The sequence below is a fragment of the Bacillus sp. SRB_8 genome (assembly GCF_003264205.1).
Classification (GTDB): domain Bacteria; phylum Bacillota; class Bacilli; order Bacillales; family Bacillaceae_G; genus Bacillus_A; species Bacillus_A mycoides.
Genome location: NZ_NADT01000214.1, coordinates 1 through 330, shown reverse-complemented (window position 1 = coordinate 330; position 330 = coordinate 1). Strand labels below are relative to the sequence as shown.

Annotated in this window: 1 rRNA gene; it reads left to right on the top strand. The window is 50.9% G+C overall.

Annotation, left to right across the window (positions count from 1 at the left end):
- Nucleotides 1-330, top strand: a 23S ribosomal RNA gene (locus B5P40_RS32480); the annotation flags it as partial.

The following is a 330-nucleotide window of genomic DNA, read 5'->3' as shown; positions in this document are numbered from 1 at the left end:
ACGAGTACAGCTTGGGAGACAGAGCAGCGGGTGCTAACGTCCGGACTCAAGAGGGAAACAACCCAGACCGCCAGCTAAGGTCCCTAAAATTGGCTAAGTGGGAAACGAAGTGGGAAGGCTAAAACAGTCAGGATGTTGGCTTAGAAGCAGCCATCATTTAAAGAAAGCGTAATAGCTCACTGATCGAGTCGTCCTGCGCGGAAGATGTAACGGGGCTAAGCCAGTTACCGAAGCTGCGGATGTGCAATTTATTGTACGTGGTAGGAGAGCGTTCTGTAGGCCTGTGAAGGTGTCTGGTAATGGATGCTGGAGGTATCAGAAGTGCGAATG